This is a genomic window from Methylobacterium sp. OAE515, from assembly GCF_041806315.1.
Classification (GTDB): Bacteria; Pseudomonadota; Alphaproteobacteria; order Rhizobiales; family Beijerinckiaceae; genus Methylobacterium; species Methylobacterium tardum.
In genome coordinates this window covers 1,010,754-1,036,490 of the sequence record NZ_JBGMUV010000001.1, presented here as the reverse complement: position 1 = coordinate 1,036,490, position 25,737 = coordinate 1,010,754, and the positions used below count along the sequence as shown (strand labels likewise).

The 25,737-nt window shown below is 72.0% G+C and carries 23 protein-coding genes; 16 read left to right on the top strand and 7 right to left on the bottom strand.

What is annotated here, in order from left to right:
• Positions 1 to 27: 27 nt before the first annotated feature.
• Entirely contained in the window at positions 28 to 1,284 is a 1,257-nt protein-coding gene (locus ABIE45_RS05040; protein WP_192709696.1) for an efflux RND transporter periplasmic adaptor subunit, read from the bottom strand.
• Positions 1,285 to 1,372: 88 nt separating this feature from the next.
• Between ABIE45_RS05040 and ABIE45_RS05035 the strand changes: the two genes are divergently transcribed.
• Positions 1,373 to 1,972, top strand: coding sequence for a TetR/AcrR family transcriptional regulator (locus ABIE45_RS05035; protein WP_192709697.1), 600 nt, complete (start codon positions 1,373 to 1,375; stop codon positions 1,970 to 1,972).
• Positions 1,973 to 2,722: 750 nt separating this feature from the next.
• On the opposite strand, the gene ABIE45_RS05030 is transcribed toward ABIE45_RS05035, so the two are convergent.
• The 3 genes from ABIE45_RS05030 to ABIE45_RS05020 form a co-directional block, all read right to left on the bottom strand.
• Entirely contained in the window at positions 2,723 to 3,436 is a 714-nt protein-coding gene (locus tag ABIE45_RS05030) for an SDR family NAD(P)-dependent oxidoreductase (RefSeq protein ID WP_192709698.1), read from the bottom strand.
• Between the two features lie 375 nt (positions 3,437 to 3,811).
• The gene (locus ABIE45_RS05025; RefSeq protein ID WP_192709699.1) at positions 3,812 to 5,116 is read right to left on the bottom strand and encodes a TAXI family TRAP transporter solute-binding subunit; all 1,305 of its coding nucleotides are present in this window, start codon (positions 5,114 to 5,116) and stop codon (positions 3,812 to 3,814) included.
• Between the two features lie 94 nt (positions 5,117 to 5,210).
• A complete protein-coding gene (locus ABIE45_RS05020) occupies positions 5,211 to 5,918 on the bottom strand; it encodes a hypothetical protein (protein WP_192709700.1) in 708 nt (235 codons plus the stop codon).
• 322 nt (positions 5,919 to 6,240) lie between these two features.
• Between ABIE45_RS05020 and ABIE45_RS05015 the strand changes: the two genes are divergently transcribed.
• A complete protein-coding gene (locus ABIE45_RS05015; protein ID WP_192709701.1) occupies positions 6,241 to 6,942 on the top strand; it encodes a GntR family transcriptional regulator in 702 nt (233 codons plus the stop codon).
• Positions 6,943 to 6,952: 10 nt separating this feature from the next.
• Here ABIE45_RS05015 and ABIE45_RS05010 read toward each other — a convergent pair whose 3' ends face one another.
• The gene (locus ABIE45_RS05010) at positions 6,953 to 7,369 is read right to left on the bottom strand and encodes a nuclear transport factor 2 family protein (RefSeq protein WP_192709702.1); all 417 of its coding nucleotides are present in this window, start codon (positions 7,367 to 7,369) and stop codon (positions 6,953 to 6,955) included.
• 197 nt (positions 7,370 to 7,566) lie between these two features.
• Between ABIE45_RS05010 and ABIE45_RS05005 the strand changes: the two genes are divergently transcribed.
• From ABIE45_RS05005 to ABIE45_RS04990, 4 genes are read left to right on the top strand one after another with little or no spacing between them, the layout of a single operon-like run.
• Positions 7,567 to 8,748, top strand: coding sequence for an ABC transporter substrate-binding protein (locus ABIE45_RS05005; RefSeq protein WP_192709703.1), 1,182 nt, complete (start codon positions 7,567 to 7,569; stop codon positions 8,746 to 8,748).
• A gap of 8 nt (positions 8,749 to 8,756) precedes the next feature.
• Positions 8,757 to 9,626, top strand: coding sequence for a branched-chain amino acid ABC transporter permease (locus ABIE45_RS05000; RefSeq protein WP_192709704.1), 870 nt, complete (start codon positions 8,757 to 8,759; stop codon positions 9,624 to 9,626).
• A 4-nt stretch (positions 9,627 to 9,630) separates the two neighbouring features.
• Positions 9,631 to 12,099, top strand: coding sequence for a branched-chain amino acid ABC transporter ATP-binding protein/permease (locus ABIE45_RS04995; protein WP_192709705.1), 2,469 nt, complete (start codon positions 9,631 to 9,633; stop codon positions 12,097 to 12,099).
• Between the two features lie 9 nt (positions 12,100 to 12,108).
• Entirely contained in the window at positions 12,109 to 12,996 is an 888-nt protein-coding gene (locus ABIE45_RS04990; protein WP_192709706.1) for a polysaccharide deacetylase family protein, read from the top strand.
• Between the two features lie 157 nt (positions 12,997 to 13,153).
• Here ABIE45_RS04990 and ABIE45_RS04985 read toward each other — a convergent pair whose 3' ends face one another.
• A complete protein-coding gene (locus tag ABIE45_RS04985; RefSeq protein ID WP_192709707.1) occupies positions 13,154 to 14,440 on the bottom strand; it encodes a Zn-dependent hydrolase in 1,287 nt (428 codons plus the stop codon).
• A gap of 358 nt (positions 14,441 to 14,798) precedes the next feature.
• Here ABIE45_RS04985 and ABIE45_RS04980 point away from each other — a divergent pair, with 358 nt between their 5' ends.
• From ABIE45_RS04980 to ABIE45_RS04955, 6 genes are read left to right on the top strand one after another with little or no spacing between them, the layout of a single operon-like run.
• The gene (locus tag ABIE45_RS04980) at positions 14,799 to 16,040 is read left to right on the top strand and encodes a transporter substrate-binding protein (protein WP_192709708.1); all 1,242 of its coding nucleotides are present in this window, start codon (positions 14,799 to 14,801) and stop codon (positions 16,038 to 16,040) included.
• A complete protein-coding gene (urtB, locus tag ABIE45_RS04975) occupies positions 16,033 to 17,652 on the top strand; it encodes an urea ABC transporter permease subunit UrtB (protein ID WP_192709709.1) in 1,620 nt (539 codons plus the stop codon). The genes ABIE45_RS04980 and urtB overlap by 8 nt, the downstream gene beginning before the upstream one ends.
• Positions 17,649 to 18,749 carry an urea ABC transporter permease subunit UrtC gene (gene urtC, locus ABIE45_RS04970; protein WP_192709710.1) on the top strand — a complete coding sequence of 367 codons (1,101 nt, stop codon included), beginning with the start codon at positions 17,649 to 17,651 and terminating at the stop codon, positions 18,747 to 18,749. Before urtB ends, urtC begins: the two co-directional genes overlap by 4 nt.
• A complete protein-coding gene (locus tag ABIE45_RS04965) occupies positions 18,746 to 19,456 on the top strand; it encodes an ATP-binding cassette domain-containing protein (protein ID WP_192709711.1) in 711 nt (236 codons plus the stop codon). The genes urtC and ABIE45_RS04965 overlap by 4 nt, the downstream gene beginning before the upstream one ends.
• The gene (urtE, locus tag ABIE45_RS04960) at positions 19,453 to 20,166 is read left to right on the top strand and encodes an urea ABC transporter ATP-binding subunit UrtE (protein ID WP_192709712.1); all 714 of its coding nucleotides are present in this window, start codon (positions 19,453 to 19,455) and stop codon (positions 20,164 to 20,166) included. The genes ABIE45_RS04965 and urtE overlap by 4 nt, the downstream gene beginning before the upstream one ends.
• A 19-nt stretch (positions 20,167 to 20,185) precedes the next feature.
• Complete coding sequence (locus ABIE45_RS04955; protein ID WP_192709713.1) at positions 20,186 to 21,142, top strand: acetamidase/formamidase family protein; 957 nt, start codon at positions 20,186 to 20,188, stop codon at positions 21,140 to 21,142.
• A 157-nt stretch (positions 21,143 to 21,299) separates the two neighbouring features.
• On the opposite strand, the gene ABIE45_RS04950 is transcribed toward ABIE45_RS04955, so the two are convergent.
• Complete coding sequence (locus ABIE45_RS04950; protein WP_192709714.1) at positions 21,300 to 21,653, bottom strand: transposase; 354 nt, start codon at positions 21,651 to 21,653, stop codon at positions 21,300 to 21,302.
• 217 nt (positions 21,654 to 21,870) lie between these two features.
• Between ABIE45_RS04950 and ABIE45_RS04945 the strand changes: the two genes are divergently transcribed.
• From ABIE45_RS04945 to ABIE45_RS04930, 4 genes are all read left to right on the top strand, one after another.
• Positions 21,871 to 22,557: an XRE family transcriptional regulator gene (locus tag ABIE45_RS04945; protein ID WP_192709715.1), complete on the top strand. Its 687-nt coding sequence runs from the start codon at positions 21,871 to 21,873 to the stop codon at positions 22,555 to 22,557.
• A gap of 99 nt (positions 22,558 to 22,656) precedes the next feature.
• Positions 22,657 to 23,565, top strand: a complete 909-nt coding sequence (locus ABIE45_RS04940) for a glutamine amidotransferase family protein (protein WP_192709716.1) — start codon at positions 22,657 to 22,659, stop codon at positions 23,563 to 23,565.
• Positions 23,566 to 23,613: 48 nt separating this feature from the next.
• Positions 23,614 to 24,300 carry a GXGXG domain-containing protein gene (locus ABIE45_RS04935; protein WP_192709717.1) on the top strand — a complete coding sequence of 229 codons (687 nt, stop codon included), beginning with the start codon at positions 23,614 to 23,616 and terminating at the stop codon, positions 24,298 to 24,300.
• Between the two features lie 103 nt (positions 24,301 to 24,403).
• Entirely contained in the window at positions 24,404 to 25,732 is a 1,329-nt protein-coding gene (locus ABIE45_RS04930; RefSeq protein ID WP_192709718.1) for an FMN-binding glutamate synthase family protein, read from the top strand.
• Positions 25,733 to 25,737: the final 5 nt, after the last annotated feature.

Below are 25,737 nucleotides of genomic sequence, written 5' to 3'. Positions count from 1 at the left end.
AAGGCGAGGTGGGGCCGTGGCGCCCCGTCAGCGCTGGGCGAGCTGACGCGTGCCGGAGGCGGCGTCCTGCGGCCGGCCGCCCATCGCGACGGGTTCGGGCTGCACGAGGGTGCCGGGACGGATGCGCTGCAGCCCGTTGACCACGATGCGCTCACCACCCGCCAGACCGGAGGTCACGACGCGCAGGCCCTCGACGGCCCGGCCGAGGGTGACGACCCGGAACGCGGCCCGATTGTCCGCCCCCACCACGAGCACAAACTTCTTGTCCTGATCGGTGCCGACGGCCCGCTCGTCGACGAGCAGAAGCCGTCCGGGGGCAGCCTGACCGAGCCGCATGCGCGCGAACTGGCCGGGGATCAGGCGGCCGTCGCCGTTGGCGAAGGTCGCACGCACGCGGATCGTGCCGCTGCGGGCATCGACCTTGTTGTCGATGAACTGCAGATGCCCCTTGGCCTGTGTGCCGTCGGCGGTCGCCATCTCCACGGGGATGCGGTCGAGCTTGCCGCGTCCGCCCGCCGGCTCGGCGATCGAGGCGAGCGCCTTCAGGACGCCCCCCTCGTCCGCATCGAAGCTGGCATAGACGGGATCGACCGAGACCAGCGTGGTGAGCACGGGGGCCCCCGCGCCGGTCGCCACGAGGTTGCCCGGCGTGATCTCACGCCGTCCGACGCGGCCGCTCACGGCCGCGCGAACCTGGGTGTAGCCGAGGTTCAGGCGCGCCGCCTCCAGCGCGGCCTTCGCGGCGTCCAGGCTGGCTTTCGCCTCCTTGAAGGCGTTGGCCCGGACGTCGAGGTCGCGCGCCGTGACGATGTGCTGGTCCGACAGTCTCTGTCCGCGCTCGAGGTCGCTCGACGTCATCGCGACGCGCGCCTCGGCACCCGCCACCTGGGCTTCCAGGCGCTGGACCTCCGCCGCGTAGGGGGCCGGATCGATGGTCACCAGCAGGTCGCCGGCCTTCACCAGTTCGCCCTCGGCGAAATGCGTGGCCTGAACCGCACCGCCGACGCGGGCGCGCACGTCGATGCGGTCGACGGCCTCCAGACGCCCCGAGAACTCGTCCCAGAGGATGGCCTCCCGCGGTTCGAGGGTCGCGACCGAGGCCGGCATCGCCTGCTCGGCCGGCGGCGTGCCGGCGACCGCCTGCGTTCCGGATATCGGCCAGAGCGGGATCAGGTGGTAGGACGCCCCCGCCGCCGCGAGGGCGAGGCCGCCGCCGACGAGGCGCCGGAGGCGGGAACGGTCCGACGGAGAATGGCGCTGCGATTCCAAGGCTGCCCCCGACATCTGTACAGGGCGCTACACATGTCGGCATGGACGCGAGGCGTCAAGTGACTTATCTACCACTCGATACAAAAGTTGGAGTTCGCGGACAATGGTGATGGGTCGGCCCCGGTCGTTCGACACGGACAAGGCCCTCGACGACGCGATGGAGGTGTTCTGGCGCCACGGGTACGACGGCGCGAGCCTCGCCATGCTGACGAAAGCGATGGGCATCAAGCCGCCGAGCCTCTACGCGGCCTTCGGCAGCAAGGAAGGTCTGCTCAAGGCCGCCCTCGACCGCTACGCGGAGCGGCGGTCCGCCCATATGGGCTACGTGCTTGCCGGCACGACCGCCCGCGACGTGGCGGAGCGCTTCCTGAGCAGCATCGCGGAGAGCCATACCGATCCGGCCAACCCGCCCGGTTGCCTCCTGGTCCAGGGCGGGCTCGCCTGCGGGGCCGGCTCGGAGAACATCCCCTTCGAGCTCGCGTCCCGGCGCGCGCAGACGGAGACGGAACTCCGCGACCGGTTCGTTCAGGCGAAGCAGGAGGGCGATCTCGCGGAGGATGCCGACCCGGCGGCGCTGGCGCGCTTCCTGTCGACAATCGCGTCGGGCATGGGCGTCCTGGCCTCCTCCGGGGCCGACCGCGACGCGTTGCGGGAGGTCGCGGGCGTCTCGCTCAAGGCTTTCGGCCAGAGCCAGGGGGTTTGAAGGCCCGCGGCCGGCAATCGCGGCCGTGCCGAGCGGGCTTGCGCCTCCCAGAGCCCGGCGCGGTCCGGGGGGCCGCTGTCGTGAGGCGAGACGCGTGAACCCATAGAATGATGATGCGCGCATCGCGCTTCTGCGGACAGCTCATCCTACAAGAATTATGATATAGAGTATTGATGTTTCGATTTAATCGCGCGAACGACTAAGGTATTTCGGAATTTTATCAAGGTGCTAGCTCTGTATCGCGCGCCGGTGGGGCGCGGCGATCAACGGGAGAGTGACCTTGCGGACCATCATCACCTTGGGCGTCGGCTTGTTCCTCGGCAGCGCGAGCCTCGCCTGTGCTCCCGCCTCGGCCGCCCCCGTCCCTGGAACCGGTCTGGGAACGGTCGATATTCCGGTCACCCTCGCCCGCTTCGAGCATCGCGGTCGGCGGTCCTGGCATGGGCGCCATCATCACCGACGCTTCGTCCCGGGCCTGCACGGGCGCGGTCATCATCATCGGTTCTGACGCGGCCCACGCCACGCGGGACCGGAGACCGGCCCGCCATCGCGTGATGCGCTGAGAGGCGCATGCAGGGCCGCTCCCGACGGTCTCTTCGTCGAGGAGCGACTCCCGTCGATCCGGCCGCAGGACGCGCCCCGTTGCGCAGGACTCGCCGATCCTCAAAGAAGCCGGCATCCTCGGCATCATCTCCGCCCGACCGGGATTTGAAGATCTACCATCCGGAGAATGACGATACCGGGCTCGCATCACGGCGGGATCGGCTGCCCGTCCCACGCGAAGATCTGACCGGAATCCCGGCTCTGCAGCCCGGACACGACCCGCAGCAGATGGGCCGCACTCGCGTCGGGCGTGAACACGCCGGGCGCTCCAGGCTGCGGGCGAAACGGGTGGGACAACGCCGTCCGCACGGTTCCGGGATGGAGACCGACGACGATCAACCCCGGGTGGCTGCGCGCCGATTCGACGGCGAGGGTGCGGAGGATCTGGTTCAGCGCCGCCTTCGACGCCCGGTAAGCGTACCATCCACCCAGGCGGTTGTCGCCGATCGAGCCGACGCGTGCCGAGAGAGCCGCGAACACACTGCGTTCGGCACGCGGCATCAGCGGCAGGAAATGCTTGGCCACCAGCGCGGGGCCGATCGCGTTGACGGCGAACACCCGGGTCATCGCGGCCGGATCCAGGGCGCGGATCGCCTTCTCCGGCGCGATATCCGGCCCGTGCAGCAAGCCGCTGGCGACGAGGACCAGCCCGACCGGTCCCGCCGCTCCGACCGCCTGGGCCGCAGCCGCGATGGAAGCCTCGTCCGTGAGGTCGACGGACAGGGATCGCACAGGTTCGGGTTGGGACAGCTGCGCGCGCGACAGAGCGAACACGGGCTCGTTCATACCGCCTGCCGCGAGCGCCGCGACGAGGGCGCGGCCGATCCCGCCCGAGGCGCCGACGACGACCGCGCTACTCATGCTGCCCACCATCCCCCAAAGGACCCCGCACCGAAAGGTGTCCCCACGCCGCCAGCGTCTCCAGAGAGAGCCTCACGGGATCGGTCACGCGTACCGGCCGGCCGACGCCCGCGAACCCCGGACCACCGTCATTCGGATCGATCGTATACAGGGTGAAGCGTCGAGCTGTTCCGCATTCGGGACGGATCGTCATCAAGCCTGCAAGTCGGCATCAATATCGCGCTCGCCACGTGCGATGTGGACCAGCAGGCCCGGCCCGTGGTTCGCCCGTTCGCCGCGATCACCGGCCGGGACGGGTTCGACGCCCTGTCCCGCCGAGCACCGGACACGGCGCCGGTCGCGCCCACCAGCCAGGCCAGCGGGTCCTGGCCTCTGTCACGGGACGGGATGAGGGCCGCCCGCGACGGCACGCCCGGCCCGACGGCGCAGCGCCTCGTGCACATGGGTGGCGAGGAGCGCGACGAGCCGCATCTCGATGGTCTCCGTGCGCCCGTGCGCCTCCTCCCGGACGACGGCCTCCACGATCGCGTCCGTCTCCGCCTCCAGACCGGCCAATTCCGCCGCGTCGGCCGTGCGCACGGCCAACCAGATCTCCAGGAGGCGCATGACCCGCGTCGGCGGTCGCGGCGGCCGATAGCGGTGATGCAATGCCATGCCGGTCGCGCTCAACGAGGCGATCGCGCTCGCCACCAGTCCGAGCCAATAGGCCACGCTCTGGGCTTGGTCGGACAAGCTCGGCAGGTTGCCCGACAGGTAGGCGGCCGCGCCCGGATGGATCGGCAGCGCCTGGGCCTTGTCGTCCGTGTCCGGCGCCTCGATCCCGCTGAGGTCATCGTCCATGGCGACGAGCTTCGGCTTGCCGGTCAGGACCTCCCGCGTGATCTCGCCGGCGAGCCAATCCGGCATTCTGCTGCGCGCGACGAGCCGGTGACTGACCGACAGGGTCGTGATGTCGTCACTGGGCGCCGGGATCGAGCCCACGAATGCGCCTTTGGGCAGGTCGATCGTGCTCAGGACCGGGTGCTCACGGGCAAGCGCGGCCGCCTCGTCGACCTCGAAGGTCCGCGGCGCACCGGAGCCCTTGCGCAGGGCCGTGTAGAGCGGCAGCCACACCTTGCCGGCGACGGGCGCGACGACGAAAACCGCGCCGATGCGATGGTGCCGTGCTGCGTCGGTCAGCTGATCCATACGCAGCACCGCGCGGCGCACGCTCTCGGGCGGGACGCCGTAATGCGTCAGGATGCGGTCGAGCAGGTGCGGGTCGAGCTTACGCCCATCCAGGAGCGCCACCGTTTCTCCGCGCAGCTTGGCGATGCTGTCGACGTGGCTGCCACCGGGCGCGACGAACACCACAGCGTCGCGACGGGTGATGACGAGCGTCTGTCCGTCCTGCGGAGCGGCATCGGCGCGCACGAGGGCGAGCTGGGCCTCACCCCTGTCCAGGGCCGCCGCAGTGCCCGACCGATCCGGTGCCAGGACGGTCCTGATCCGCACGCGCGGATGCTCGGCGGAGAACAATCCAATCAGGGCCGTGGCGGCCTGACGATCCTCGGTGCTCGTCTCGGCGATGGCGAGCTTGAGCTCGAACAGCCCGAGCAGGACATGCACGAGGATCGCGCCGGCTGCAGCGGCGATGATGACGGCCAGCGCAGCAGCGGGCGCGGCGTACCGCCGTCGCATCGCTCATCCTCCCCGACTACACCGTAGCATGCTCTGGGTCGGCCCGCCTCCGCGGACTTTGATCCGGTCCTGCGGGGATGGCGCGGGTGCGCTTTCAGGCCGTGCGGGACGTGCCATCCTGACGCCGATCTTCGGCCGGGGCGGCCTCATCCCACTCGCGATCCTGCTGCGCGCGCAGAGCGGCACGGCGCGCCGCGACGACCTCGGCTTCGGTCGCGGGCGCGTCCATCGTCGCGTCCGCGGCGCGCGGAGCAGGTGCACCGTCCACGGCCAGGAAGCGGGCGAGCGTCGTGACGAGGCGATCCACATCGCCGGACATCACGACGCCTGTGCCGAGGAGGTCGCGGCGTGACCGGTCGGCGATATCCGCACAGGTCCCGCCCGACAAGCCGAGCGCGGCGATGGCGGCGGCGCTCAGCGGCAGACGATCGACCGGCATCTCCCGCAGCCGTCCGAGTCTCCGCGCTCCGGTGGCCCCCTCCGTGTGCACATCGCGTGCGCCCGGCAGCCATCGGGCGATCTCGTTGAGGATGAACGTCCGAACCGCCGCGACGCGGACCGGACCGAACTTCCTGATCCCGCTGATCGCCTCCGGCGACGACTGGGCCAGATGAGCGAGATCCCGGTACCCGGCCTTGCGCAGACGGGCCCGCAGGGAGGCTGTCAGGAAGCCGCGGCCGAAACCCGCCGTCGCGAGATGCTGGAGCGTGTCGGGCGGCAGAGCCTCGAACAGCGGGAGCCGCGCGCTGACCTCGCCGAAAAGGCTATCGGACCTGACGGTGCGCAGGGATCGGCCGGGCATCATCTCCGCCGATAGGGCGCTTTCCGGATCTCCGCAACGTTCGGCGAAGGCGGCCATTCCGGGTGCCCGCTCGTCCGCCGTCCGTCCGGCCGTGAACAGGCGCCATCGGCCGGACGCGCCCGTCCGCTCCCGACAGGGTCGGCCGGAAAGGCGGACGGGCTCCGAGCCTGTCCGCAACGGCTGGCGTGACCGTTGCACCCGGAGGTCCGCTTCGGCAGACAGCGCACGGGACATCCGTCCGGGCCGCCGGAGCGGATCGCGACCCCGAGAGGATCATGACCGACCAATCCGCAGGGGCGGTGGCGCCAAGCCCGGGACGTCGATGAAGGCGCGAGACGACGGGGATCGCGTGGGCGCGATCTGCCAGGCGCTGCGGCACGCCATCGTGGAACGGGCCCTGGCCCCCGGAGACCGCCTGCCCGAGGATGCCCTCGGCGAGCGGTTCGGGGTCAGCCGCACCATCGCGCGGCAGGCCCTGCTGCGGCTGGCCGGGGAAGGCCTGGTCGACCTGCGCCGCAACCGCATCGCCGTCGTGGCGACGCCGAGCTGGGAGGAGGCGCGCGACACCTTCGACGTGCGCCTCGGCCTGGAGCGGCTCGTGGTCCGCCGCCTCGCCGGGCAGCTCAGCCCGGAGCAGCGCCAGGGCCTGCTGGACCAGATCGCCCGCGAGGAGGCCACCCGGGGCGGGCCAGAGGCGCTCTCGATCCGGCTCGCCACGGAATTCCACCTGATGCTCGCCGAGATGACCGGCAGCGCCGTGCTGACCCGCTACGTCGCGGAACTCGGCTATCGCTGCGCCCTGATTCTGTCCCTCTACAGCCGGCCGCATTCCTCGGACTGCGCCGTGAGCGAGCACCGCGATATCGTCGCCGCCCTGGTCGCGGGCGATGCCGAGCGCGCCGCCGCGCTCATGGATCACCACCTCGACGCGGTCGCCGAACGGGCGCGCATTGTGCCCCCGGCCCCGCGCGAGCGCGATCTCGCGCGCCTGCTGGCGCCCTACGTCGCCGGCGGCGGGGCCTGAGCGCGCGGCGTCAGGCCGTGAGGCCGTGCTTGGTCAGGAGGCGCTCGGCGCTGTCGTTCCAGACCTCCATGCCGACGATCAGCCCGTCGCGCACGGTGAAGCGGTCGACGTAGCGGTTGCCCTCGAACGGGGTGCCGTCCGGCCACGCGCCGTACAGGGTGCCGAGGCTGTAGACCGTGGTGACGCCGTCGCCCGGCACCACGTCCAGCCGCTCCATCCGCTTCTTCACCCAGGCGTAGCGCCCGGCATTGAAGGCCGTGACCTCGGACGGATGGTTGAACACCCTGGCGCCGGTGAACACGATCCGGGTGCCCGGCGCCATGTAGCGCGCGGCCGTCTCGGGATCCGGGACCATCGAGGCTTCGAGATAGGCGGTGACGTTGGCGGCGTCGCGCGCGGTCGCCGCATCGTGGTTCACGTCGGTCATGGCAGGCCTCCTGTCGGGCCAAGGTGCCGCAAAACCCACGAGAGTGCATGCAGGAAGTGTATGCACTTTGGCGCTGGATTGAGCACAGAATGCCTGCAGGGATACAATCGTCGGTCCGTGCAGCTGCCGAATCGACCAATTCCCGGTGGCATGGAGGTTGCGCTCGGCAGGCTGCGCCCCGCCCTCGGAGACACGCCATGGCCTCCTTCCTGCCCCCGACCCTGCGCCGTATCGCGGTGACGACGAGCGCCCTGCTCGGCCTCGCCGTCTCGACCGCGCAGGCGGCCGACACCGTCAAGATCGGCCTCGTGACCGCCCTGAGCGGCCAGTCCGCCAAGTCCGGCGAGGCGATCTCCCGTGGGATGAGTCTCGCCATCGACGAGATCAACGCCAAGGGCGGCGTCCTCGGGCGCCCCCTCGAACTCGTGGCCCGCGACGACGAGGCCAACCCGTCCAAGGGCGTGCTGGCGACCCGCGAGCTGATCCAGCGGGTCGGCGTCGTCGCGGTGGTCGGCGGCCTCGACACGCCGGTCTCGATGGCGATCGTGCCGATCGCCAACCAGATGAAGGTGCCGTTCATCGGCCCCTGGGCGGCCGGCACCGGCATCACCCGCAACGGCGCGGCCGACAATTACGCCTTCCGGGTCTCCGCGGTCGACGCCCTCGTCGACGAGGCGCTGGTCGCCTACGCGGTGAAGACCTACGGGGCAAAGAAGCCCGGGATGATCCTCGTCAACAACGCCTGGGGCGAGTCGAACCAGAAGGGCCTCAAGGACGCCCTGCAGGCGGCCAACCTCCCGGCGGCGGGCATCGAGAAGTACGAGGCCAACGACGTCGACATGGTGCCCCAGCTGTCCCGGCTGAAGGAGGCCGGGGCCGACGCGCTGTTCCTGGTCGGCAATGTCGGCCCCTCGGCCCAGGTGGTGAAGTCCCTCGACCGGATGGGCTGGTCGGTGCCGGTCGTCTCGCACTGGGGCCCGGCGGGAGGGCGCTTCGACGAGCTCGCCGGCCCGAGCGCCGGCAAGGTCCACTTCATCCAGACCTTCACCTTCGCGGGCAACGCGTCGCCGAAGGCGGGCGCGGTGCTCGACGCGCTCAAGGCCAAGTACCCGGCGATCAAGTCGATGGCCGACGTCACCCCCGCCGTCGGCATCGCCAACGCCTACGATGCGACACACCTGCTGGCGCTCGCCATCCAGGCCGCCGGCTCCACCGAGGGCCCGAAGGTGCGCGACGGCTTCTACAAGATCGGCACCTATCCGGGCCTGATCAAAACCTACACCACGCCCTTCGCCCCCGGCCAGCACGATGCCCTGGGACCGAACGATTACGTGTTCACCCGCTTCAAGGACGGTGAGATCGTCGCGGTGACCAACTGAGCCCGGCGATGCTGACCTCCATCCTCGTCAGCGGCCTCGGCCTCGGCAGCATGTACGGGCTCGTCGCCCTGGGCTTCCACGTGACCTACGCGGTGTCGGGGACCGTGAACTTCGCGCAAGGAAGCGTCGTCACCCTGGGGGCGGTCCTGGCCTACGCGCTCGGCGTCACCCTCGGCTGGCCGATGCCGGCCGCGATCGTCCTGGCGCTCATTGGCTGCGCCCTGTTCGGCCTCGTGGTCGAGCGGGCGCTGGTCCGCCCGTTCGTGGCGCGCGGCTCGGATGCGTGGCTGCTCGCGACGGTGGCGGGCGGCATCGTCCTCGACAACACCGTGCTGTTCACCTTCGGCAAGGAGCCGCGCAGCCTCCCCTCCCCGCTCGCGACCAAGCCGGTGGAGATCCTCGGGACCGGCATCTACCCGCTGCAGCTCGTGATCCCGGTGGTCGGGATCGCCCTGGCCTTCGCGATCCGCACGGTGTTCCGGAAGACCGATCTCGGCCGCGTCCTGCTGGCCGTGGCGCAGAACGCCGACGCCGCCCGCCTGATGGGGATCGACGTGCGCCGGACCGTGGCCTGCGCCTTCGCGCTCTCGGCGGTGCTGGCCGGCATCGCGGGCCTCCTGATCGCGCCGCTGTTCTCGGTCTCGGCCGAACTCGGCACGCTGTTCGGCATCAAGGCCTTCGCGGTGGCGATCCTCGGCGGCATCGGCTCCGCCACCGGGGTGATCCTGGCGGGGCTGCTCTACGGCCTCGTCGAGGCCGGCGTCACCGCGACCCTCGGCTCGACCTACACGCAGCTCGTGGTGTTCTCGGTGATCATCCTGGCCCTCACCCTGCGCCCCGACGGCCTGCTCGGCCGCGCCGCGGTCAACAAGGTCTGACGCGATGCCGTACCTGCGCTCGGCCCCGGCGATGCGGCTCGGCATCGCCGGCCTCACCGCCGCGGCGCTCGGCCTTGTCGCGCTGACCGCCGGCTACAGCCACTTCGTGATCGCCCTCGTGGCGCTGACCACGGTGGCGGGCGTCGGCCTCAACGTGCTCCTCGGCCTGACCGGGCTGATCTCCTTCGGCCAGGCCGGCTTCTACGCGATCGGCGCCTACGCGAGCGCGATCCTGACGCTCCACGGCGTCAGCTTCTGGCTGGCGCTCCCGGCGGCGGCGCTGATCGCGGCGCTCGTCGGCGGCCTCGTGGCAGTGCCGGCGATGCGGGTGAAGGGCCCCTACCTCGCCATGCTGACGATCGCCTTCGGCTTCATCGTCGAGCACGGGCTGATCGAGGGCGGCGCGCTGACCGGCGGCCAGAACGGCCTCGTCGTCACCGACGCGCCGACGCTTTTCGGCGAGCCCCTCTCGCCGGCCGGCCTCGCGGTGCTGGCGGTGCTCGCCGCCGGGGCGAGCCTCGCCGGGTTCGACCTCCTCGCCCGCAGCCGCCTCGGCCGGGCGATGCGCGCCGTGCGCGACGCCGACGTCGCGGCCGCGGCGCTGGGCTTCGATCCGGTCCGGGTGAAGACCCTGGCCTTCGCGATCTCCGCCGCCCTGACCGGCCTCGCGGGGGCTGTCCTGCCGCCGCTGATGCTGTTCATCGCGCCGAGCTCGTTCCCGTTCTCGCAGTCGATCCTGTTCGTCCTCTCGGTGATCGTCGGCGGCGCCGGCACGGTGCTCGGCCCGCTCCTCGGGGCCCTCGTCACCGTGCTGCTGCCGGAGGCGCTGTCGGGCCTCGCCGAGTACCGCCTGCTGTTCTTCGGCGTCGCGACGCTGGCGGTGCTCTGGCTGGTGCCCTCGGGGCTGGTCGGCAGCCTCGCCCGGCTGCTGCCCCGCGGTCGCGGCGCGCCGGCCGCCGCGGAGGGCGGGGAGACGCCGCTGCCCGGCACGGCGGCGCGCGAGGCCCTCGTCCTGGCGGGCATCGGCATCCGCTTCGGCGGCATTACGGCGGCGGACGGCGTCGACCTCACCGCCCAGCCCGGGGCGGTGACCAGCGTGATCGGGCCGAACGGCGCCGGCAAGACCACAGTGCTCAACATGGTCTCGGGCTTCTACCGCCCGAGCGCCGGGGCGATCCGGCTCGGAAACCGCGAGCTCGCCGGCCGGCCCGCGCACGTCGTCGCCCGGGCCGGCATCGCACGCACCTATCAGACCACGCGGCTGTTCGGCTCGCTGCCGGTGGTCGACAACGTCGCCCTCGGCTTCGCGCCGGGCCGGCTCTGGCGCCGCGCGCGGACGCAGGACCGTGAGACGGCCGCCGCGCTCCTGTCCTTCGTCGGCTACCGCGGCGCCCTCGACCGCCCGGCCGCCGAGCTGCCCCATGTCGACCGGCGCCTCGTGGAGATCGCCCGGGCGCTCGCCGGCAGCCCGACGGTGCTGCTCCTCGACGAGCCGGCCGCCGGCCTGTCGCGGGTCGACACCGACCGGCTGGCCCGGCTGATCCGCCGGATCGCCGACAGCGGCGTCGCGGTGGTGCTGGTCGAGCACGACATGCCGCTGGTGATGGGGATCTCAGACCACATCCTCGTCATGGATGCCGGGCGCCCGATCGCGCGGGGCACGCCCGCCGAGATCCGGCGCGACCCGGCGGTGCTGCGCGCCTATCTCGGCGGCGCCGACACGCCGGCCCGACCGCGGAGCGCGCCGTGGCAGGGGCCGGCGGACGCCGTCCTCTCGGTCCTCGACCTGACCGCCGGCTACGGCGCCGCACCCGTCCTCGACGGCGTCCATCTCGACGTGCGGCCGGGCGAGACCGTCGCCCTGCTGGGCGCGAACGGCGCCGGCAAGTCCACGGCGATGCGGGCCCTGGCGGGGCTGCTGCGCCCGGTCGCGGGATCGGTCGTGTTCGACGACCGGCGCATCGACGCGCTGCCGGCGCACCGGATCGCCCGCGGCGGCCTCGTCCTGGTGCCAGAGGGCCGGCAGGTCTTCCCGGAGCTCAGCGTCGTCGAGAACATTCGCCTCGGCGCCTTCGGGCGCGGGACGCCGATCGACCCGGCCGAGGTCGAGCGCCTGCTCGACCGGTTCCCGCGGCTGCGCGACCGCTCGGCAAGCCGGGCGGGCCTGCTCTCCGGCGGCGAGCAGCAGATGCTGGCCATCGCCCGCGGGTTGATGGCGCACCCGCGCATCCTGCTCCTCGACGAGCCGTCGCTCGGCCTCGCGCCGGCGATGATCAACGCCCTCTACGCCACCGTGGCCGAGCTGCGCGACGAGGGCGTCACCATCCTGATCGTCGACCAGATGGCGGCGCTGGCCCTCACGGTCGCCGACCGCGGCTACGTGCTGGAGCAGGGCCGGGTCGTCGCGCGCGGAACCGCCGCGGAACTGTCGGCGGACAAGGGGCTGGAAGCGGCCTATCTCGGTGCGGCGTAAGGGGGCCTGATGGACACGAATGCCGGACACGGCCGCTACGGCTACAGCGCCCTCCCCGACCGGCCGGTCTACGACTGGCCGGAGGGCAAGCGCCTCGCCGTCTATATCGGGCTGAACCTCGAGACCTTCGCGTTCGGCGAGGGCCTGGGCGCCGAGCTGGCGCCGGGCGGCCCGCAGCCGGACGTGCTCAACTACGCGTGGCGCGACTGGGGCAACCGGGTCGGCGCCTGGCGGATCGCCGCGATGCTGGACGAACTGGCGATGCCCGCGAGCGTGCTGGTCAACAGCAACCTCTACCGGGACTGCCCCGGGCTGATCGAGGCGTTCCGGGCGCGGGGCGACGAGATCGTCGGCCACGGGCGGACCAACGCCGAGCGGCAGGGAACCCTCGACGAGGCCGCCGAGCGGGCGCTGATCGCCGAGACGACGCGGGTGATCGCCGCACAGGAGGGCCGCCCGCCGGCCGGCTGGCTCGGGCCCTGGATCTCGCAGTCGCGGGTGACGCCCGACCTGCTCGCCGAGGCCGGCTACCGCTACCTGCTCGACTGGGACCACGACGACCAGCCGACCTGGTTCGCGACGCGCGGCGGCCGGATCCTGACGGTGCCCTACCCGCAGGAACTCAATGACATCCCCGCGATCGTCGCCCGCAAGGAGACGGGCCGCCAGTTCGCCGACATGATCGTCGACGCCTTCGACGAGATGCTGGAGCAGGCGCGCTCCGCACCCCTGGTCATGGGTATCGCGCTCCACCCCTACATCGTCGGGCGCCCGCACCGGCTGCGGCCCCTGCGGCAGGCGCTTCGGCACATCGCCGACCGGCGCGCCGACATCTGGCTCACCACAGCCGGCGCCATCGCGGACCACGTCACGGCGCAGGCGGCCGAGGCCCGCTGACGCGGCGCGATTCCTCACGCGGGCGGCCGAGGCGCGGCCCTGGCCGGACTGCCCGGCCGGCCTCACCGGGTTCCAGGCCCTGGTGCCGATCATGCTCGACCCGGTCGCGGCCGGGCGCCTGGCGCCGCGCACATTCCCGCCTGGCGGGCGCCCGCCGTCAGCCGCCGCAGGTCTCCGCCACCAGCCACGCGGTGAGGATCGCGACGGCGTCGAGAAGGTCGTCGGTCGCCATGGCCTCATCGGGGTTGTGGCTGCCGTTGGCGTTGCGCACGAACAGCATGGCCATCGGCACGCCGGCCTTGGCGAAGGCGGCGGCGTCGTGCGAGGCCGGGCTGCCGAGGGGCCGGGTGGCGATGCCGAGCGCCTCTGACGCCGCCGCGAGCCCGTCGCGGATCCGGGGCGAGACCGCGCCGACGCCCGCCTCGGCGCGGGGCCCGAGCGCCACCGCGACGCCGCGGCGCTCCGACACGTCGGTCACGGCCGCCAGGAACGCGGCCTCCAGCGTCGCCAGCACCTCGGTCGCGTAGGCGCGCATGTCGAGGCTGAACCGGAACTCGCCCGGGACGGTCGTCAGGCCGTGGGCCGCGGCATCAGTGTGGAACCGGCCGAAGGTGACGGCCATCGGGCAGCCGGCCGCCTCGTGCTCCGCCCACACCCGGTCGAGGGCCAGGGCGATCTCCGCACCGGCCAGGGCGGCGTCGCGGCGGAAGCGGCGGGGCGTGCCGACATGGTCGTAGCGCCCAAGGATCCGGACATCGGGGTAGCGGACATTGCCGGGGATCCCGGTGCAGAGGCCGACCGGGATCCCCGCCTCCTCCAGGCTCGGCGCCTGCTCGATATGCACCTCCAGGAAGGCGTGGATCGCGGCGGCATCGCGCGCGGGCGGGCCGCTGCGCAGCGCCTCCGGGTCGCCGCCCTCCCGGGCGATGTGGGCGGCCAGGCTGAGGCCGCTGTCGATCCGGGCAGCGTTCAGCGCCCCGTCCGGCAGGGTTCCGAGGGCCGCCCGGCTGCCGATATAGGAGACCTGGAACCAGACGCTTTCCTCGGCGCGGATGCCCATGACGGTGATGTCGCGCGCCGGGGTCAGCCCCATCGCGCGGAGTGCCGCGACGGCGGCGAGCCCGGCCACCACGCCGGCGGCGCCGTCGAAATTGCCGCCGTGGGCGACCGTGTCGAGGTGGGAGCCGATCAGGATCGGCGGCAGGCTCCGGTCCCGCCCCGGCAGCGTCATGGTGGTGTTGGCGGCCGCGTCCCGCCCGATCGCGAGGCCGAGATCGGCGGCGCAGCGCGTCACCACCGCGTGCGCCTCGGTCTCCTCCGGGCTGTAGGAGGCCCGCGTGAACCCGGGACTGGTCCGGCCGCACCGGGCGAGGTCGTCGAACAGCGCCTCCACCCGGCCGCGCTGCGCGCGGACCGCCGTGCCGACCGCCGCTATCGTGTCCATCCCGCCGCTCCCGGTGCGCGGGTCCGGGGCGGACCGCGACGGCGCCACCCTGCCACTTCCGTGCCGGCGCGGCATCGGCTGGAGGCGCCCCGGCCGGCGCGGTCGTCCGTGCGCGGGCCGACACGGCCTCCGATCGAGGCCGTCGCAGGATGCAGGCCTCCCGTCATCGCGCTCCGGGCGGCACAGGTTTGAGCCTCAATACGAGAATTTTGACGTTCTCGGCCCAGGACCGCCCGCGGCGCGCACAAATGCCGCCAATATGCGCAAGGCCCGCGCCGGCCTGCAGCCTCTTTGACCTTCCCGTCTCCCGGACCTCGGCCGACAATCGGGCGATCCATCCATGGGAGCTTCGGGGTCGATGACGCATCTCACGCGACGCGGCGTCTTGGGCACAGGCATCTCGGGCACGGCGGCGCTGCTCGCGGCACCGGCCCTCATCCGCCCGGCCTCCGCGGCCGACACCGTCAAGCTCGGCTGCCTGTTCTCGTCGTCGGGCACGATGGCCAATCTGGAGGGCCGGCTGAACCACGTGGTCCGCATGGCCGCCGACGCGATCAACGGGCGCGGCGGCGTCAACGGCCGACAGATCGAGGTGCTGACCTCCGATCCCGCCTCCGACTGGCCGCTCTACGCCCAGGTCGGCCGGCAGATGCTCCAGCAGGAGAAGGTCGCGGCCCTGTTCGGCTGCTGGACCTCCGTGTCGCGCAAGTCGGTGCTGCCGGTGGTCGAGCAGAATGACGGGCTGCTGTTCTACCCGCTGCACTTCGAGGGCGACGAGAATTCCAAGAACGTCGTCTACGTGAACTCGCCGCCCGCGAGTTCGGTGCTGCCGGCGGTCGATTACCTGATGGGCCCGGACGGGGTCGGGGCGAAGCGCTTCTTCATGATCGGCTCGGACTACGTCTGGCCGCGCACGATCAACAAGCAGCTCAAGGGCTACTGGAAGAGCAAGGGCATCCCCGAGAGCGCGTGGCGCGAGGAATACGTGCCGTTCGGCTTCTCGAACTTCCAGACGCTGGTGAACCAAGTCCGCAGCTTCGCCAGCCAGCCCGGCGGCCAGGCGATCGTGGTGCTCACCGTCGTCGGCTCCTCGATCCCCGACTTCCTGCGCGAATTCGCCAACCAGGGCATCAGCGCCACCGACGTGCCGATCCTCGGCCTCGACATGGTGGAGGCGGATCTCGAGGGGCTCGATACGGCGAAGCTCGTCGGCCACCTGAATTGCTGGGCCTATCTCCAGGCTGCCAAGGGTGAGCGCAACCAGAAGTTCCTCGCCGACTGGGCCGCCTACGTGAAGGCCAAGAACGTCCCGTTCAGCGCCGACACGGTGATCGACCCGATGGTCTCGGCCTATGACAGCGTCCATCTCTGGGCGCTCGCCGCCGCCAAGGCCGGCTCCTTCGCGGTGCCGGAGGTGCGCAAGGCCTTCGCGGGTCTCAGCTTCGACGACCCGTCGGGCTACACGCTGACCATGACGGGGGAGAACAACTACGTCTCCCGCGGCGTGTTCATCGGCTCGGTCAACGAGAAGCGCGGCTACGACGTCCTCTGGCAATCCCCGGACGCCCCGAAGCCGGTCCCGTTCAGCCCCTATGGCTGATCCGCTCCGCGCGCTCCTGGCCCTCTGCTGTCTCGCGCTGCTAACGATTCCGGCCTCCGCCGCGCCCCTCGACCGGGCGGCCTTCGCGGCGGATTTGTGCGGTGACGGCGCCGCGCAGGTCCGCGGGGCCGAAGGCCTCGTCCAGGCCGGTAGCGACCTGACAGCGGACGATCTCGTCTTTGCCGGCGGACTCCTCGGCGCGCTGGCCGAGCGCCGTCTTGCCTGCCCGGCGGACGGCGCCGTCCTGCTCGACCGCCCGGGGGCGCCGGAGGGCCGCGACGCCGTCACCGGCGCGACGCGGCCGGCCGCGGAGACGCGCGCGCCGGTCCTCGGCCTGCGCCAGCGCGCCGCAATCGAGACCGCGCGCGGCACCGTCGCGCTGCTGACCGGCCCGGATCCGGCTGCCCGCGGAGCCGGTCTCGCGGTGCTGGAGCGCCGCATCGCCACCGTCCCGGCGGCCGTGCTCGACCGGGCCCGCGACGCGGAGACGGATGCCGCGCTGAAAGCGACCATCGCCGGGCTCGCCCAGGCGGCCGCCCTGTCGTCGCCCGATCCGGCCCGGCGCCGGGCGGCGATCGCCGCCGTGGCCGCGAGCCCGTCCGGGGCCGCGCAGGCGCGGCTCGCGGCGCTCAAGGGCGATCCCGCCTATAGCGCCGACCCGGCCTTCCGGGCGGCGCTCGATGCAGGGCTCGCGCAGGTCTCCCGGGCTGTGGCGGTCGGCGACGGCCTCGCGGTCGTCTACAACGGCCTGAGCTTCGCCAGCATCCTGTTCATGGCGGCGGCCGGGCTCGCGATCATCTTCGGGCTGATGGGCGTCATCAACCTCGCCCAGGGCGAGTTCATCATGCTCGGCGCCTACACCACCTACGGCGTGCAGGAAGCCTTCCGGCGCCTCGCCCCCGGCCTGCTCGACCTGTACCTGCTCGCCGCCATCCCGGTCGCCTTCGGGGCGGTCGCCCTGGTGGGGATCGTGGTCGAGGCGCTGATCCTGCGCCACCTCTACCGGCGGCCGCTGATGAGCCTGCTCGCCACCTGGGCGGTGAGCCTGTTCCTGGTGAACCTCGTCCGCGTGACGGTCGGCACCCAGAACCTGCAATTCGTGATGCCGGCCTATGTCAGCGGCGGCGTGCCCCTCTACGCCGATTTCGTCATGACCTGGAACCGGCTGTTCGCCATCGGCTTCGCGGCGGCGACCCTCGTCCTGACGCTCCTGATCCTGCGCCGCACCCCGCTCGGGCTCGACATCCGCGCCGTGACCCAGAACCGCGACATGGCCGCCTGCCTCGGGCTGCCGACCCGCCGGGTCGACCGCCTCGCCTTCGGGCTCGGCTCGGGCCTGGCCGGGCTCGCCGGGGTGGCTCTGTGCCCGATCTACAGCGTCAATCCCGGCATGGGCGCGGGCTTCATCGTCGACAGCTTCATGGTGGTGGTGCTGGGCGGCGTCGGCAGCCTCATCGGGACCCTGGTGGCGGCCCTCGGAGTCGGCGGCGCCAACGTGCTGATCGAGCCGATCTCCGGCGCGGTCGCCGCGAAGGTGATCGTGCTCGTCGGCATCATCCTGTTCCTGCAGCGCCGGCCCGAGGGCCTGTTCGCCGTGCGGCGGCGGCGATGAGCGGCGCCGTGCAGACCGCCCTCGCCGCCCCCGCCGGACCGGCGCGCCGCGTGGTGCGCGATCCCCTGGTCGCGGGGCTCGTCGGGCTCTGCCTCGCCGCCGCGGCGGGGCTCCTCGTGGCGCCCCCTGCCCCGTACCTCGTCAACGCCCTGGGCCAACTCGCGGCCTTCGCGATCCTGGCCGTGTCACTGGATCTGGTCTGGGGCTATCTCGGCATCCTCAGCCTGGGGCACGGGCTGTTCTTCGCGATCGGCGGCTATGTCTGCGCCATGCACCTGCTGGCCCACGGCGCCGCCGTCACCGGCGTGCTGCCGGACTTCGTGCAGTTCATGGGCTGGAAGAGCCTGCCGGCCTACTGGGCCGGCCTCGACCACGCGGCCTACGCCTTCGTCCTGGCCCTGGCGCTCGCCGGGCTCGTCGCCTTCGTGTTCGGGCTGGCCTCGTTCCGCTCGCGGGTCAACGGCGTCTATTTCTCGATCATCAGCCAGGCGCTCGTCTACGTCGCGATGCTGCTGATGTATCGCAACGATACCGGGCTCGGCGGCAACAACGGGATGACCGGCTTCCCGCTGCTGTTCGGCTGGCCGATGGGCTCACCGGGCGTGGTGACCGGCCTCGCGGTCGCCGCCCTCCTGACCCTGTCGGCTTTGCTCGTCGGCGCGCGGCTCCTCGTCGGCAGCGCCGTCGGGCGGCGGATGCTCGCCTGCCGCGACGACGAGACCCGCCTGCGCACGCTGGGCTACAGCACCACCCGGCTGAAGCTCGGGATCTGGTGCCTCTCGGCCATGATCGCGGCGCTCGCCGGCATCCTCTACGTGCCGCAGGTCGGCATCATCAACCCGCGGGTGCTGGCGCCCGACCTGTCGATCGAGATCGCCGTCTGGGTGGCGATTGGCGGCCTGGGACGGCTCGGCGGGGCGGTGATCGGCGCGATCCTGGTCAACGGCCTGAAGTTCTGGCTCAGCGCCGCGATGCCGGAGGCGTGGCCGTTCATCCTGTCCGGGCTGGTGCTGCTCGTGGTGCTGGTCCTGCCGAACGGGCTCCTCGACCTCGTGGGCTGGGGCCTGCGCCCGACCTGGCTGCGGAGGCCCCGATGAGCGCCCTCGTGGTCGACGCCCTCACCGTCGCCTTCGGCCGGTTCACGGCCCTCGATGCCGTGTCGCTCGCCGTCGATCCCGGCGAGGTCCGGGCCGTGATCGGCCCGAACGGCGCCGGCAAGACCACGCTGCTCGACGTGATCTCGGGCGTCACCAAGCCGGTCTCCGGACGGGTGATGCTCGGCGACCACATCGACCTGACCCAGCGCTCCGAGGCCGAGATCGCGAAGGCCGGCGTACGGCGGAAGTTCCAGAAGCCCAGCGTCTTCCCGGCGCTCACCGTGCGCGAGAACCTGGAAATCGGCTGCGGCCCCGCCCTCAGCCCGCGCGACCGCCCGGCGCGCATCGCCGCCGTGCTCGGCGAGATCGGCCTCGGCCCCCGCGCCGAGGTGCCGGCCGGCAGCCTCGCCCACGGCGAGAAGCAATGGCTGGAGATCGGCATGGTGCTCGCCGCCGAGCCGGCGCTGCTCCTCCTCGACGAGCCCGTCGCCGGGCTCTCCGACGCCGAGACCGCCCAGACCGCCGCGCTGATCCGGAGCCTTCGCCGGCCGGACCGGGCGATCCTGGTCATCGAGCACGACATGGGCTTCGTCGAGGCCATCGCCGACCGGGTGACGGTGCTGCACGAGGGCCGGGCCCTCTACGAGGGCAGCATGGCGGGCGCGCGGGCCGATGCCCGGGTGATCGAGGTGTTCCTCGGCCGATGACGCACGCATCCCGACCCGCAGGCCTCGCCGTCGAGGGGCTCGACCAGCATTACGGCAGCGCGCAGGTGCTGCGCGGCATCGGCCTCGCCGTCGAGCCGGGGGCCTGCCTCGCCGTGCTCGGCCGCAACGGCGCCGGCAAGACCACGCTGCTGCGCTGCCTCACCGGCCTGATCCCGGCAAGCCGCGGCCGGATCGCCCTCGACGGGACCGAGCTGACGCGCCTGTCGCCCGACCGGCGCGCCCGCTCGGGCCTCGCCTACGTGCCGCAGGGCCGCGAGATCTTCCCCGATCTCACCGTCGCCGAGAACCTGCGGGTGGCGGCCCGGGCCCACGGGCTGGAGCGGACCGACGCGGTCGACGAGGCCGTCGCCCTGTTCCCGGCGCTCCGCGGTCTCTGGCACCGCCCAGGGGGCAACCTCTCGGGCGGCCAGCAGCAGCAGCTCGCCATCACCCGGGCGCTCGCCACCCGGCCCCGCGCGCTCCTGCTCGACGAGCCGACCGAGGGCATCCAGCCCTCGATCGTCGCCGCGATCGAGACGGTGATCGCCGGGCTCAAAGGCCGGATCACCGTGCTGCTCGTGGAGCAATACCTCGATTTCGCCCTCCGAGTCGCCGATGCCGTGGTGGTGCTGTCCCGCGGCAGCGTCGTCGAGCGCGGCGATCCCAAGGCGTTGAACCCCGAAACCCTCACCCGTCACATCGCCGTCTGACATCCGCACAGGAGCCGCCGTGCCGACCCATCACGAGATCCCCGCCTCGCCCGAGACCATGGTGCTCGGCTATTTCGACGCCGCGCTGCCGCCCGTCCTCACCGTCGCGTCCGGCGACACCGTCACCCTGCACTCGCATCCGGCGGGCGGGCGCGAGTCCCTTCACCCCGATCCGGCCCGCGTTCCCGCCGACCTGCTCCACGCCCTCGACACCCTGGAGCGCGGTCCCGGCCCGCATTTCGTCACCGGGCCGGTCCACGTCGCGGGCGCCGAGCCCGGCGACATGCTGCAGGTCGACATCCTCGACCTGAAGTTCCGCCTCGACTGGGGCTTCGTGTCGATCCTGCCGCTCCTCGGCACCCTGCCGGACGAGTTCACCGAGTACGAGACCGTCCACGCCGACATCGACACCGCGCGCGGCCTCTGCCGCCTGCCCTGGGGCACGGAGCTGCCCCTCGACCCGTTCTTCGGCATCATGGGCACCGCCCCGCCCGCCGCCTGGGGCCGGGTCGGCAGCCCGGTGCCCCGCGCCTTCGGCGGCAACATGGACAACAAGGAGCTGCGCGTCGGCACCACCCTCTACCTGCCGGTGTTCAACCCCGGCGGCGGCTTCTATGCGGGCGACGGCCACGGCGTGCAGGGCGACGGCGAGGTCTGCATCACCGCCCTGGAGACCGGGCTGACCGGCACGTTCCGGCTGACCGTCCGCAAGGACATCCCGGGCGCGTGGCCCTTCGCCGAGACGCCCACCGACCTGATGTCGATCGGCCTGCACGAGAGCCTCGACGAGGCGATGCGCCAGGCCGTGCGCGAGATGGTGCGCCTCGTCTGCGCCCGGACCAGCCTGACCCGCAACCAGGCCTACATGCTGTGCTCGCTCGCCGGGAACCTGCGGATCACCCAGACGGTGGACGGCAACAAGGGCGTCCACATGCTGATGCCCAAGACAGCCCTGGCGTCGTCCGGGGCCGCCTGAGCGCATTCTCGGCTGATGCTGCCTCCTCCGTCTTTGCGAGCGCAGCGAAGCAATCCAGCAGCGCTACGTTCAACGGTCCCGCTGCCCTGGGTCGCTTCGCTGCGCTCGCGATGACGGGGAGGAACGCCTCACCCGATTCCTGCAGATGGAGACCGCCTCAGTTCGCGCTGCGTCCGAAGGCGAACCGGCCGACACAGGCTTGGGCGCCGCGATGGTGCGGCGGCTGGCGCAGGCTCGCGCGCTCCGTCGTGGCCGGCGCCCCGCGCACCGGCTGGACGAGCAGGGCTGCCCGAAGCCGCAGCACCTCCGCCCGGAGGCCGGCATTCTCCCGCTCGACCTGATCGAGTCGGGCCACACCGGCGGGCTTCAGGCCGCCGAGGCGTCTTCGCCAGCGATAGAAGGTGCCGAGCGAGACCCGGGCGCTCGCGCAGATCTCGGCGATGGGGATGCCGCGCGCGGCCTCGTCGAGCAGGAAGGCGATCTCCTCATCCGTGTGCAGGGATCGACGCATGCAGGATCTCCCGGTTCGGCAGCCTTGAGTCCACTTCGCGGCCGAGTTGCGAGCAAGAAGCGGACCGGAGACGCGGCGCGGGTGACGTTCTCGTGCTGCGCAGCCCGCGATCCGGGCTGGCGGGCGCCGATCCGTTGACAGGCGTCCGGCGCCGCGGCAGGGCGGCCGAGGATCCGCGCGGCCGCAGCCCCGCGACCGCCGAGGAGGAGAATCCGCCATGCCGTCAGGCGCGTCGAACCGGGCGGGGGGGGATGGGCCGGAGCCGGCGCGCGAACCGGTCCTGTCGCAGGATCCGCACGCCGTCCGCGAGCCGCGCGAGAACAACCTCGAACGGGCGATCGGCCACGCGGTGCGCGAGCGCCGGAAGCGCCTGGGCCTCACCTCCGCCGACCTCGCCGCGGCCACCGGCCTGTCGCCCGGCATGCTGTCGAAGATCGAGAACGGCAACATCTCGCCGTCCCTGACGACGCTGCAGCTGCTCGCCCAGGCGCTCGGCATGCCGATCACCGGCTTCTTCCGGCGCTACGAGGAGGTCCGCAACGCGGTCTTCGTCAAGGCCGGCGAAGGCGTCGAGCTGGAGCGGCGCGGCACGCGCGCCGGGCACCAGTACAACCTGCTCGGCCACATTTACGAGAACACCAGCGGGGTCACGGTCGAGCCGTACCTGATCACGCTCACGACCGATTCGGACGTGTTCCCGACCTTCCAGCACGCCGGCCTGGAGTTCCTCTACATGCTGGAGGGCGAGGTGCTGTACCGGCACGGGGACCGGCACTTCCACATGCAACCGGGCGACAGCCTGTTCTTCGACGCCGACGCCCCGCACGGGCCGGCGGAGCTCTTGGTGCTGCCGGCCCGCTACCTCTCGGTGATCGCCTACCCGCAATCCGGCAGCACCGACTGACCCGCCGAAATTCTTGGAAAGAAATTTTATTTCCTGACAGTTGATTTTTGCGGGCGAGGCCGCCTATCCTCCGGGCGAACCCGCGACGGAGGTGGTGCCATGTGCGGCATCGTCGGATTGTTCCTGAAGGACCCCGCCCTGGAGCCGCAGCTCGGCGCGCTGCTCGCCGACATGCTCGTCACCATGACGGATCGCGGTCCGGATTCGGCGGGCCTCGCGATCTACGGGCCGCCGACGCCGGGCCTATCGAAGATCACCGTGCAGTCGGCTCAGGCCCTGGCGGATTTCCCCGCCCTGGAGCAGCGCCTGGCGGAGGTGTCCGGCGGCTCGGCGCGGGTGGCAGTGAAGAGTTCGCACGCGGTGATCACCGTGGCGTCCGACCGGCTCGACGCGACGCGGGGCGCGCTGAAGGGCGTCTCGCCGGACCTGCGCGTGATGGGCGCGGGCGAGAGCGTCGAGATCTACAAGGAGGTCGGTTTGCCCAAGGACGTCGTGGCACGTTTCGGCATCGCCGGGATGTCCGGCACCCACGGCATCGGCCACACCCGGATGGCGACGGAATCGGCCGTGACCACGATGGGCGCGCACCCGTTCTCCACGGGCGCCGACCAGTGCCTCGTCCATAACGGCTCGCTGTCGAACCACAACAACCTGCGCCGGAGCCTGGCGCGCGACGGTATGGTGTTCGAGACCCAGAACGATTCCGAGGTCGCGGCCGCCTACCTCACCACCGCGATGGCGCGGGGCCGGGACCTCGGCGCGGCGCTCGCGGGGGCGCTGGAGGATCTCGACGGGTTCTTCACCTTCGTGGTCGGCACCAAGTCCGGCTTCGGCGTGCTGCGCGACCCGATCGCCTGCAAGCCCGCGATCATGGCCGAGACCGGCCAATACGTCGCCTTCGGCTCGGAATACCGGGCGCTGGTCGGACTGCCGGGGATCGAAACCGCCCGCGTGTGGGAGCCCGAGCCGGCGACCGTCTACTTCTGGGATCAGCGGCAGGCCGCCTGAGCCGCCCCGCGTCCCGCCCATCACGGATCTCGTCCACGGATCTCGCCCATGCCCGTCTTCGATCTGGCGGCGACGCCCCTGCGCGTCCTGAATCAGGCCCTCCACGGCGTCGCCCCGGGCGCCAACGACACCGCCTTCGAGGTGCTGAACCCGCGCGGGCAGCACGCGGTGGCGGTCGGGATCGACGGGCCGGTCACCGTCACGGTGCGCGGCTCGGTCGGCTATTACTGCGCCGGCATGAACGACGGCGGCACCGTCACGGTGCAGGGCTCGGCCGGCCCCGGCGTCGCCGAGAACATGATGTCCGGCACGGTCGTGATCGAGGGCGACGCCTCGCAATATGCCGGCGCCACCGGGCGCGGCGGCCTCCTCGTCATCAAGGGCAACGCGGCCTCGCGCTGCGGCATCTCCATGAAGGGGATCGACATCGTCGTGCACGGCTCGATCGGGCATATGTCGGCCTTCATGGGCCAGTCCGGCTCCCTGGTGGTGCTCGGCGATGCCGGCGAGGCTCTGGGCGATTCGCTCTACGAGGCGAAGCTGTTCGTCCGCGGCAGCGTGAAGAGCCTCGGGGCCGACTGCATCGAGAAGCCGATGCGCCCCGAGCACGTGGACCACCTCGCCGCCCTGCTCGACCGCGCCGGGGTGACGGACGTCCAGCCCGGAGAGTTCCGGCGTTACGGCTCGGCCCGCACGCTCTACAGCTTCAACATCGACAACGCTGACGCCTACTGAGAGCGCGCCGCCGAAGTGGATACCGGTTCGGCGCAAGCGAGCGCGTCAAATCAAGGACTTAAAGCCGCTCCCGATCGGGAGCGGCTCAAGCGCGAGATTGGGCATGACCTACCAGAACCCGCCGATGCCGCCGCGCAAGTCGGCGACCTTCGACGACCACACCCTGGCGGAGATCCGCCGGGCCGCGGCCACCGGCATCTACGACATCCGCGGCGGCGGCACGAAGCGCAAGCTCCCGCATCTCGACGACCTGCTGTTCCTCGGCGCCTCGATGTCCCGCTATCCCCTGGAGGGCTACCGGGAGACCTGCGGGACCGGCGTCACCCTCGGCACGCGGTTTGCGAAGAAGCCGATCACGTTGAAGATCCCGATCACCATCGCCGGCATGAGCTTCGGATCCCTGTCCGCCAACGCCAAGGAAGCGCTCGGCCGCGGCGCGAGTCTGGCCGGCACCTCCACCACCACCGGCGACGGCGGCATGACCGACGAGGAGCGCGGCCATTCCGAGATCCTCGTCTACCAGTACCTGCCCTCCCGCTACGGCATGAACCCGCGCGACCTCCGGCGCGCCGACGCCATCGAGGTGGTGGTCGGCCAGGGCGCCAAGCCCGGCGGCGGCGGCATGCTGCTCGGCCAGAAGATCTCCGACCGGGTCGCCGCGATGCGCGACCTGCCGAAGGGGATCGACCAGCGCTCCGCCTGCCGCCACCCGGACTGGACCGGCCCGGACGACCTCGAGATCAAGATCGGCGAATTGCGCGAGATCACCGACTGGGAGAAGCCGATCTACGTGAAGGTCGGCGGCGCCCGGCCCTATTACGACACCGCGCTCGCTGCGAAGGCCGGGGCCGACGTGGTCGTTCTCGACGGCATGCAGGGCGGCACGGCGGCGACCCAGGACGTGTTCATCGAGCATGTCGGCCAGCCGACGCTCGCCTGCATCCGGCCCGCCGCGCAGGCGCTGCAGGATCTCGGCCTGCACCGGGAGGTGCAACTCGTGATCTCCGGCGGCATCCGCTCGGGCGCCGACGTCGCCAAGGCCATCGCCCTGGGGGCGGACGCGGTCTCGATCGGCACCGCGGCGCTCGTCGCCATTGGCGACAACGACCCGGCCTACGAGGAGGAGTACCGCAAGCTCGGCTCCACCGCGGGCGCCTACGACGACTGGCACGAGGGCCGCGACCCCGCGGGCATCACCACGCAGGATCCCGAGCTGGCGGCCCGCCTCGACCCGGTCCGCGCCGGCCGGCGGCTCGCCAACTACCTGAAAGTGATGACCCTGGAGGCGCAGACGATCGCCCGCGCCTGCGGCCACAACCACCTGCACAATCTGGAGCCCGAGGACCTCGTGGCGCTGACCCTGGAGGCCGCCGCCATGGCCCGCGTGCCGCTGGCCGGGACCGATTGGTACCCGGGCAAAGCGGGCTTCTAGAGCCC